9 protein-coding genes are annotated in these 8,780 nt (G+C 65.6%); 7 read left to right on the top strand and 2 right to left on the bottom strand.

Features of this window, described 5'->3' with window-relative positions:
- The first annotated feature begins 143 nt into the window (after nt 1-143).
- The gene (locus tag AC5JJ6_RS29895; RefSeq protein WP_496045549.1) at nt 144-986 is read left to right on the top strand and encodes an energy-coupling factor ABC transporter ATP-binding protein; all 843 of its coding nucleotides are present in this window, start codon (nt 144-146) and stop codon (nt 984-986) included.
- An 83-nt stretch (nt 987-1,069) separates the two neighbouring features.
- Entirely contained in the window at nt 1,070-1,594 is a 525-nt protein-coding gene (locus AC5JJ6_RS29890; protein WP_496045548.1) for an aspartyl/asparaginyl beta-hydroxylase domain-containing protein, read from the top strand.
- Between the two features lie 174 nt (nt 1,595-1,768).
- On the opposite strand, the gene AC5JJ6_RS29885 is transcribed toward AC5JJ6_RS29890, so the two are convergent.
- Both AC5JJ6_RS29885 and AC5JJ6_RS29880 read right to left on the bottom strand, forming a co-directional pair.
- Nucleotides 1,769-3,154 (bottom strand): ATP-binding protein, encoded by a 1,386-nt coding sequence (locus AC5JJ6_RS29885; protein WP_496045547.1) that lies wholly within the window; start codon nt 3,152-3,154, stop codon nt 1,769-1,771.
- A gap of 1 nt (nt 3,155) precedes the next feature.
- A complete protein-coding gene (locus tag AC5JJ6_RS29880; RefSeq protein ID WP_496045546.1) occupies nt 3,156-3,917 on the bottom strand; it encodes a response regulator in 762 nt (253 codons plus the stop codon).
- Between the two features lie 192 nt (nt 3,918-4,109).
- On the opposite strand from AC5JJ6_RS29880, the gene AC5JJ6_RS29875 reads away from it, so the two are divergent.
- The 5 genes from AC5JJ6_RS29875 (at nt 4,110) to AC5JJ6_RS29855 (ending at nt 8,679) form a co-directional block, all read left to right on the top strand.
- Nucleotides 4,110-4,670 carry a Spy/CpxP family protein refolding chaperone gene (locus AC5JJ6_RS29875; RefSeq protein ID WP_496045545.1) on the top strand — a complete coding sequence of 187 codons (561 nt, stop codon included), beginning with the start codon at nt 4,110-4,112 and terminating at the stop codon, nt 4,668-4,670.
- Between the two features lie 119 nt (nt 4,671-4,789).
- Nucleotides 4,790-5,347, top strand: a complete 558-nt coding sequence (locus AC5JJ6_RS29870; protein WP_496045544.1) for a septation protein A — start codon at nt 4,790-4,792, stop codon at nt 5,345-5,347.
- Nucleotides 5,348-5,397: 50 nt separating this feature from the next.
- Nucleotides 5,398-6,300 (top strand): heme-dependent oxidative N-demethylase family protein, encoded by a 903-nt coding sequence (locus AC5JJ6_RS29865; protein ID WP_496045543.1) that lies wholly within the window; start codon nt 5,398-5,400, stop codon nt 6,298-6,300.
- 154 nt (nt 6,301-6,454) lie between these two features.
- Nucleotides 6,455-7,309, top strand: coding sequence for a PstS family phosphate ABC transporter substrate-binding protein (locus AC5JJ6_RS29860; protein ID WP_496045542.1), 855 nt, complete (start codon nt 6,455-6,457; stop codon nt 7,307-7,309).
- Entirely contained in the window at nt 7,306-8,679 is a 1,374-nt protein-coding gene (locus AC5JJ6_RS29855) for a sensor histidine kinase (protein ID WP_496045541.1), read from the top strand. The genes AC5JJ6_RS29860 and AC5JJ6_RS29855 overlap by 4 nt, the downstream gene beginning before the upstream one ends.
- Nucleotides 8,680-8,780 lie beyond the last annotated feature (101 nt).

The following is an 8,780-nucleotide window of genomic DNA, read 5'->3' as shown; positions in this document are numbered from 1 at the left end:
TGACCTGCCGCAGCTGGCCAGCGGCCGCGCTGCCTCCGGCGCCTTGCTTATCGCGGGCGCCCTGCTGCCTGCGACCGTCGTCGCGGTGTCCATTGCATGGACTATCTGAACATGCCGCTGCGGCGAACGGACGATATACTGTTATGGACGGCATAGTTCTGGCGGCGGAAGCCGTGCGCTACGACTATCCCGGCGGGGTCGAGGCCTTGCGCGGCATCGACCTGACGGTGCGGCGAGGCCGCAATCTAGCGCTGCTGGGACCGAACGGCTGCGGCAAGACCACGCTGTTCCTTCACCTTAACGGGACCCTCAAGCCGCGCGGCGGCCGGGTGCTGCTGGGCGGGGCGCCGGGACGCTACGACAGGACGGGCCTGCGCGACTGGCGCAGCCGCGTCGGGCTGGTCTTGCAGGACCCGGACGACCAGATCTTCGCCGCGACTGTCGAGCGCGATGTTGCCTTCGGGCCGCTCAACCTCGGCCTTGGCGATGCCGAGGTCCGGGAACGGGTCGGCGGCGCGCTGGACGCGCTCGGCATATCCAGCTTGGCCGCCCGGCCCACGCATATGCTGAGCTTCGGCCAGAAGCGCCGCGTCGCCATTGCCGGAGCGCTTGCGATGCGGCCGGAAGTGCTGCTGCTGGACGAGCCGACCGCAGGCCTGGACGCCGAGGGCGTGACGCGCCTGATGGCGGCACTTGAGTCGGTGGCTGCCCTGGGGACGACGCTGGTTCTGTCCACCCACGACGTCGATCTTGCCTATGCCTGGGCGGCCGATGTCGCCGTCTTCGACAATGGATCGACGGTCGCGCAAGGGCCGGCGGCGGACGTGCTGGCGGATTCCGGGACCTTGTCGAAAGCCCGCCTTCAGGCGCCGCTTCTCGCGGACCTGTCGCGCGCGATGGACTTGCCCAAGCCCTGGCCCAGGACACGGGCCGGCATGATCGCGGCGGTCGCGGCGGAACCGGCGGTCGGAGTATCGCACAGATAAGGTTCGATTCCGGGACCGTTTTTTGATATGGGGCATTCGAGTAAAATTCTCCTTTCAGTATATTTTTTCTGTGAGGCGCAACCATGTTTTTGAATGAAGCGGACTTCCCCGCAGTTACCGCGCTGTCGGAGGTCTGGACGGACATACGTGCCGAATTGCTGGCACTGTCCGCCCAGTATTTCATTTCCTGGCCCGAAAAGAGCATTTATGACGGTAACTGGACCGTCTTCCCGCTCTACAAGTTCGGCGTGAAGGTCGATGAGCACGCGGCGCTGTGCCCGAAGACGATCGCCGCGATCGAGCGCATTCCGGGCTTGCTCACCGCCGGCTTCTCCTCGCTGGCGCCCGGCACCTATATCGGCCCGCATTTCGGCTACACCAAGGAAGTGCTGCGGGCGCATCTCAGCCTGCTGCCGTCGGACGACAGCGCGATCCGCGTCGGACCGGAAACCAGGGGCTGGACGCCGGGCGGCGTGATGGTGTTCGACGACACCACGGAGCACGAGGCCTGGAACCGGGGCAAGGACACCCGCGTCGTGCTGCTGCTGGACTTCAAGCGCGATCCGGCGGCGGAAGTCCGCTATCCGGAGCACGTATACGCGTATTGAGGCTAATGGCCGAAGGAATTCACCAGTAAAGGCATTTCCGCCGTAGGTCGGTCTAAAGCGAAGCGGCAGCCGACAAGCAGGCGCGTCTATGTCGGCTGCCGCTTCGCTTTAGACCGACCTACGCGGCGAGTGTATTCTCACAGGTCAATCTCTCCATTTCTTGGTATGAGTGCATCAAACCTCCGCCAGGATCAGCGTGGCGCTTAGGCCGCCCTCCGGGCGGTTCACCAGGGTCACGTCGCCGCCATGGGCTCGCGCGATCGTGCGGGCGACCGACAGGCCCAGGCCGGTGCCGCCGGTATCCCGGCTGCGCGATCGTTCCAGGCGGTAGAAGGGGGCGAACACCTTCTCCTGCTCCGATACGGGGATGCCGGGGCCGTCGTCGTCGATCCTGACGGCGACGTATCCTGGTTCCTGCTGGTCAAGCAGCGCCACGCGGGCGCAGCCGCCGTATTTCAGGGCGTTGTCGATCAGGTTGCCGAGCGCGCGCTTGAGTGCGACCGGACGGCAGGCGAAGGTCCGGTGCTCGGGACCGGAGTATTCCACGGTGTAGCCGGCATCACCCAGGTCGTCGACCAGGCTCTGGAGCAGGGCCGCGAGGTCGATCGCGACGCGAGGCTCCTTCCTTGCGTCGTCGCGGGCGAAGGCGAGGGTGGACGCGATCATCGCTTCCATCTCCTCCAGATCGGCCAGCATCTTGCGCTGCTGTTCCGGATCGTCGACGAACTCGGCGCGCAGGCGCAGCCGAGTCAGGGGGGTGCGCAGATCGTGGCTGATGGCGGCCAGCATCTGGGTCCGGTCCTCGACGAACCGGTGCAGGCGCGTCTGCATCTGGTTGAAGGCGCGCGTCGCCTGCCGAAGCTCGCGCGGGCCGGCTTCCGGCAGCAGCGGCGCCTCGCCGTCGATGCCGAGCCGCTGGGCGGCATCGGCGAAGCGCTTGAGCGGAGCGCTGAGCAGCCGGCCGACCCAGAGCGACAGGCCGAAGATGATCAGGCCGACCAGCCCCATCCACAGCGCGAAGCGCAGCAGGCGAAACGGGCCGTCGCGGTCGGGATCCGACCGTAAGACCAGCCACGTGCCGTCCGACAGCGGCGTCGCCAGCTGGATCTGGTTGCCGAACATCCGGGCTTCCAGCGGCGCCAGCGGACCGGATGGAGCGGAGCGGGTCTTGCCGTGATGGACCTCGATCAGGATTTCGCGGTTGGGGTCGTCCAAGGCGTCCCGCATGCGGCGGCGCAAGCCGTCGAACGGGAAGCCGGTCTGGTTGTGGTGAAACTCGGGAGCGGTCGGCCGCCATTCGACCTCCAGCCCCGGCGCATCGACGGCGCGGACCACGCGCGGGCGGAACTGCGGCGGCGTCTCGTCGGCCAGCCGGATGATCGCGGAAACCCGCTCGACCATCTCGCGCGGGTGGTGGCGCGGCGGCGGCTCTCCGCCCCTGTCGGTCAGGTAGACCAGGGCGCTGACGCCCTGGGTCAGCGCCAGCGCCATCAGGACGGTGAAGCCCAGACGGACCGCGATGCCGGACGAGAAGATGCGGGTTGCCAGGGCGGAAAGCATGTCAGGTGCCTATGTCTGCGCCTGCTGCGGCGCCCGTGACGGCCGGCGTGAAGATGTAGCCGCCGCTGCGTACCGTCTTGATGATCGTCGGCTCCTTAGGGTCCGGCTCGATCTTGCGGCGCAGGCGGCTGACCTGGACGTCGATGCTGCGGTCGAACGGCATGGCGCTGCGCCCGCGCGCCAGATCGAGGAGCTGGTCGCGGGTGAGTATCCGCTGCGGGTGCTCGACGAAGGCGACCAGCAGGTCGAACTCCCCGGCGCTGAGCTGGACCAGGACGTTGTCGGGCGACCATAGCTCCCGCTTGGCGATGTCGAGACGCCAGCCCTCGAAGGTCAGCCCCCGGCTTTGCCCCGGCTCGGCCGTGGTCCCGACCGGCAGGCCGGTGGAGCGGCGCAGCACGGCCTTGGCGCGGGCCAGCAACTCGCGCGGGTTGAAGGGCTTCGGCAGATAGTCGTCGGCGCCCATCTCCAGGCCGACGATCCGGTCGGTCTCTTCCCCCATCGCCGTCAGCATGATGATCGGGATGGCGCCGGACGGTCCGGATTGGGCGCGCAGCCGGCGGCAGAGCGACAGCCCGTCCTCTCCCGGCATCATCAGGTCCAGGACGATCAGGTCGATCCGCGACGTGTTCAAGGTCTGCATCATCTCGGCGCCGTTGGCGGCGCTCGATACGCGATAGCCATGCTTGGTGAGGAACTGGGAGATCAGGGTGCGGATTTCCCGGTCGTCGTCTACCACGAGAAGGTGGGGCTGCTTGTCCATGGCCTTAATATCGTTCAGAGGCGGGAAGGGTGGTGAGAGAAATGTTGTAACGGATCGTTACATGGGACGGAGCGGTTACAGACCGTTACCAAATGCCCCCTCAGCCGACATGAAGCGGCAACGGGGAGGACCCATTATCAGGTCATCGAAGCGGACGTTCCCGCTTTGGATGACGAAAATGGAGAGATGATCATGAAGCGTACCGTTTTGGCGACCGTCGCACTTGGCGCCCTGCTGACCGCCGCGATTCCGGTGTTCGCCCAGGGCGGTCCGGGTGGACCGGGCGGAGACGGCCCCGGCCCGCGCATGGAGCGGATGTGCGAGAACCATGAAGCCATGGTGGCCGGCGGCATTGCCTTTGCCGAAACCCGGCTGAAGATCACCGACGCGCAGCGTCCGGCCTGGGACAAGTTCGCGGCGGCCGTCAGGAACAGCGACGGCGCCATGGCCAAGCGCTGTGCCGATCCCGCCAAGATGAAGCCGCCGGCGAACCTTACGGAGCGTGCCCAGCGCATGGAAGAGATGATGACGGCGCGCCTGGAGCAGATCCGGCAGGTCCGTCCCGCCCTGAATGAAGTCTACGCCACTTTCACGGACGAGCAGAAGAAGACCGCCGACGAGATGGTCGAGCGCTTCATGCGGCACGGTCCGGGCGGGCATGGCGGAATGGGCGGTCACCACGGCCGCGGCGACCACGGTCCCCGTCACGGTCACGGCCCCGAAGGCGGTCCCGGCGAGCGTCGCCCCGGCTGAAGTCCGGGCGAATAGGCCGGGCGAATAGTCCGAGTGAATAGACCAAGCGAGTAGGCGGCGGCGCGCCGGGTTGCGGATTTTGCTTTATGACCCGGCGTTCCGCCGCTATTTGTAGCATCGTGAATCAATATACCCGACTCCTGATCGAAGCGGGACCGCTGGCGGTCTTCTTCGTCACCAATAGCCAAGCCGGCATCATGGCCGGAACGGGCGCCTTCATGGCGGCCACGGCGGTCGCCGTGATGCTGTCCTGGCATTTCGAGCGCAAGCTGCCGATCATGCCGCTGGTCGGCTGCTTCTTCGTGCTGCTTTTCGGCGGGCTGACCCTGTGGCTTGAGGACGACCTGTTCATCAAGCTGAAGCCGACCGTCGTCAACCTGCTGTTCGCCACCGTCCTGTTCACCAGTCTGGCGCTTCGCCGCAATGTGATGAAGCCGCTGCTGGGTACGGTCCTGAGCCTGACGGAGACCGGCTGGCGTATCCTGACGGTGCGCTGGGCGTGCTTCTTCGTCGTGCTGGCTGTTCTGAACGAGATCGTCTGGCGGACCATGCCGACCGACGCCTGGGTCAACTTCAAGGTGTTCGGCATCATGCCGCTAACCCTGGTGTTCAGCGCCCTCCAGATGCCGGTGATCCTGAAGCATCAGATCCCGGAAGAAACCGCCCAGACCGAGTGATGGACTGGGCCGAGTGATGGACTGGACCGAGTGATGGACCGGGCCGAATAATGACGTCAGAGCCCGATTTCGACTATCTGCCGTTCGCCGGCGGTCCCTATCGCATGACCATGGGGCTGATGGCCCTGAAACCGACGGACTGGATCGAGATCGACAGCCGGTATGCGGCCGAGATCGTATTGCGGAAGTCGCTGCTGGACGAACGGCGCCCTGAAGTGCTGGCCGCGCTGCCGGGATCGGAAGCGGCCTGCCGCGAGGTGCTGGACCAGTTGACGGGATTTCTGCCGGAGAGGTTCCCGGATCGGTTCGAACGTGCCGGGGCCGAACTGGTCAACCGGGACAGCGGCGACCGCTGGACCGTGGAGGGCGATGTCCTTGACCCGCTGGATATCGCAGGCCGGCTGGTCCAGGAGGACCTGTGCATCCTTCAGGACGCCGAAGGCGGGCTTCGGCTGACGGCGGCAGTCCTGTGCTTTCCCAACCGTTGGCGCCTGTCGGACAAGCTGGGACGGCCGATGCCGGCGATCCACGCGCCGGTCCCGTCCTATGCCGAGCGTTTGGGCAAGCCGGTGGATCGCTTCATCGGGATGCTGGCGCCGGAGCGCCCGGTCTGGCGGCTCAACTGGTCGCTGACGGACGATCCGGCGCTGTTCCAGCCCGTCGGCCATGGCCGGCGGGACACCGACCCCGACATTACGCCGGAAAACGCCGGCGCCCGAATCACCCTGCGGATCGAGCGCCAGACCCTGCGCCGGCTGCCGCGCACCGGCGCCGTCCTGTTCACGATCCGCACCCATCAGCGGCCGCTGGAAGCTCTTGCGGAGCGCCCGCAGGAGTTGAGCCGATTGGCGGAAGCGGTGCGCGGCTTGCCGGAGGCCACCGCGCGCTACAAGAGTATCGCGCCGTTCCGCAACGCGCTGCTGGAGTTTCTGGACAGGACCCGGCCAAGGTAGGATGGAGAAAGCGTTGACGCGGCCCGCCGATGAGAAATTCGGCAAACCCGTAAGCTCTTTAGGGGTATGTCTGAGGTCTAATTGAACTATCGATAATTTTATTTAAAGATTCGCTTTCCCAAATCCGGGTATCTCCCTAGGGGAAGACGGAACAATGCGTTACGACAGATGTCGCCTCGCACAAGCTCTATCGCTCCTTTCGCTCCTTTCGCTGCTTGGCTGTCTTGCCCTTGCTACTCCTTCGCATGCGAGTGAAAAGATCCGCATCGGCGGAACCGGGGCGGCACTGGGCGCCATGCGGGTTCTGGGGGCGGAAATACAGAAGGGAAGCCCCAGCGTCCGTGTCGAGGTGCTGGCCAGCCTGGGCAGTACGGGAGGCATCGAGGCCCTTGCCGAAGGTGTGATCGACGTGGCCCTCGCGGCCCGTGAGCTGAAACCGGAGGAGAAGGCCAAGGGCGTCCGGGAAGCTGCCTGCGTCATCACGGCTCTGGTCTTTGCCGCCAATCATCAGGCGCATGGTTACGGCATCCGCAGGGACGAGTTGCCCGCCTTGTTCCGCGACCCGCATCCGGTCTGGCCCGACGGCACGCCGTTGAAGATCATTCTCCGCGCACGGTCCGGTTCCGAGTATCCGTATCTCATCAAGTCGGTTCCCGGGATGGCGGAAGCCCTTGATGAGGCGCACCGGCGGCGGGGCGTTCCCGTGGGCGCCACGGACCAGGAGAATGCCGATCTCGCCCAGCGCACGGCCGGCTCGCTGGCGATGACCTCCCTTATGCAGATCCGGGCGGAGAGATTGAAGTTGCATCCGGTGCTGCTGGATGGCGTCGAGGCTTCGCCCGGAACGGTGTCCGACGGCTCCTACCCGTTCTCGTTTCGCATATGTCTGCTGCTGTCGGCGCAGCCCTCGGCAGCCGCCAAGCGGTTCGTTTCCTTCGTCCAGTCACCGGACGGACGGGATGTGCTGCTCTCGCTGGGTGCCGTCGAGGAAGCGAAGGCCGTTCATTGAGCGAGAATGCGATCTTCGCGCGTCTGGAGTGGGCCGTCCGGACCCTGGCCATAGCGATCGGCTTGACCACGACGGTTGCGGTGCCGGCCGGATTCGGCACTGTCGCGTATTGGGATCAGGTCGCATACCGCCAGTTCCAGGCGCGGCTGGCGGCCGACAGGCTGTCGGAATATGCCTATATCCAGGGGCCGGCGTGGCGTTTCGCGAAGCATCGCCTGGAGGAGTTGATCGCCTTCGTGGTCCTGCCCGGCGACGATGTCTGCCAGCTTGTCTACGACATCGACGGCAACCTGGTATTCATGCGCGGGGACCGCCCGTCGGGACCGAAGCTGGTTCAGTCGTCGCCGATCGTCATGGCTTCGGAAGCGGCTGGAAGCGTCGTCCTGGAGGTCAGCCTGTACCCGTTCCTGGGACGGCTGGGCGTTCTCGGTCTCGTCGGCCTCGTACTCGGCATCGGCGCCTATGTGTCGGTCCACATTCTGCCCTTGCGGGTGCTCAGGCGCGCAGTCGCCCAACTCGATGCGACCCAGGCGGTCCTGCATGAACAGATCGCCATGACCGAAAGCGCCCTGGCGACCGCGCGGGAGAAGACGCTGATCGCCGAGGAGACGTCGCAGAAGCTCGTGGCGGCCCTGGGGCGGGCCGAATTGGCCAATCGTACCAAGTCCGAGTTCCTGTCGAACATGAGCCACGAGCTGCGGACGCCGCTCAACGCCATCATCGGCTTTTCCGACATGATGATGACGCAGTGCTTCGGTCCGGTCGGCGACCAGCACTATGTCGGATACGTCTCGGACATTCACCGGAGCGGCCACCTGCTGCTCGATATCATCAACGACATCCTCGACCTGTCGAAGATCGAGGCGGGCCGGATGGTGCTTCACCGGGAAACCGTCGACATCCGGGATGTGGTGGAGTCGTGCCAGCGGCTGATCGCCGGGCGGGCCGAGGACGCCGGGCTGCTCCTCAGCGTCGAATGGTCCGTTCCGGGAGCGCTTTCCCTGCAAGCGGACGGGACGAAGCTGAAGCAGGTGCTGCTGAACCTGCTGTCCAATGCCGTCAAGTTCACGCCGCGCGGCGGCAGGGTCACGGTTGCCATCCGGTGCCCCGCCGAGGGGCTCGTGGAACTGTCGGTCGCCGATACCGGCATCGGCATGAGCGCCGCCGATCTGGAGATCGCGATGGAACCGTTCCGGCAGGTCGAGAACTCCCATACCCGCAAATACCAGGGGACCGGTCTGGGCTTGCCGCTGGTCAAGGCGCTGGTGGAGCTGCACGGCGGGAAGTTCCGTGTCGAAAGCGAGCCCGGGATCGGAACGAAGGCGACGGTCTTTTTGTCGACCGAGGTCAGGGCATCGGCAGCGGCCTGAATGATCGTTTTCACTATCCGTAAAAATCACTTGGTGCTGCCGTAGTATCTCTACCCTGCACCGAGCCCTTATGGCTGCAATATCGCCACATAAATGTAACG

It is taken from the genome of Skermanella sp., assembly GCF_059503625.1.
Note: the sequence above shows the minus strand (reverse complement) of the source record. Positions and strands in the feature narration are given on the sequence as shown.

What these genes read in the sequence shown, in the direction of transcription:
- AC5JJ6_RS29890 (WP_496045548.1), top strand. Translation starts at nt 1,070, where the DNA reads ATGTTTTTGAATGAAGCGGACTTCCCCGCAGTTACCGCGCTGTCGGAG.
- AC5JJ6_RS29875 (WP_496045545.1), top strand. Translation starts at nt 4,110, where the DNA reads ATGAAGCGTACCGTTTTGGCGACCGTCGCACTTGGCGCCCTGCTGACC.
- AC5JJ6_RS29880 (WP_496045546.1), bottom strand. Translation starts at nt 3,917, where the DNA reads ATGGACAAGCAGCCCCACCTTCTCGTGGTAGACGACGACCGGGAAATC.
- AC5JJ6_RS29885 (WP_496045547.1), bottom strand. Translation starts at nt 3,154, where the DNA reads ATGCTTTCCGCCCTGGCAACCCGCATCTTCTCGTCCGGCATCGCGGTC.
- AC5JJ6_RS29865 (WP_496045543.1), top strand. Translation starts at nt 5,398, where the DNA reads ATGACGTCAGAGCCCGATTTCGACTATCTGCCGTTCGCCGGCGGTCCC.
- AC5JJ6_RS29860 (WP_496045542.1), top strand. Translation starts at nt 6,455, where the DNA reads ATGCGTTACGACAGATGTCGCCTCGCACAAGCTCTATCGCTCCTTTCG.
- AC5JJ6_RS29895 (WP_496045549.1), top strand. Translation starts at nt 144, where the DNA reads ATGGACGGCATAGTTCTGGCGGCGGAAGCCGTGCGCTACGACTATCCC.